General features: G+C 62.0%; 1 protein-coding gene. It reads left to right on the top strand.

Features of this window, described 5'->3' with window-relative positions; translation table 11 throughout:
* Positions 1 to 77 precede the first annotated feature (77 nt).
* On the top strand, positions 78 to 300 hold a 223-nt coding region (locus BK665_RS33910), incomplete at its 3' end, for an efflux RND transporter permease subunit (protein WP_148053309.1).

Raw genomic sequence — 300 nt, 5'->3', positions numbered from 1 at the left:
CCGACCGAGCACCTGCAGGGCAAATCGGCGACGAAAACCTCGGAAACCACCGCCAATGACAAGGTGAAAAAGGGCGCATGAACATCTCGCGGCTGTTCATCCTTCGCCCGGTCGCCACAACCCTGAGCATGCTGGCCATTATCCTGGCCGGCATCATTGCTTATCGCTTGCTGCCGGTGTCGGCGCTGCCCCAGGTCGATTACCCGACCATCCGCGTCATGACCCTCTATCCCGGCGCCAGCCCGGATGTGATGACCAGTGCGTTCACCGCGCCCCTTGAGCGCCAGTTCGGGCAAATGC

The organism is Pseudomonas frederiksbergensis (assembly GCF_003732665.1).
Lineage (GTDB): Bacteria > Pseudomonadota > Gammaproteobacteria > Pseudomonadales > Pseudomonadaceae > Aquipseudomonas > Aquipseudomonas frederiksbergensis_G.
The sequence above is the reverse complement of the archived record's forward strand: the minus strand, read 5'-3'. Positions and strand labels throughout refer to the sequence as shown.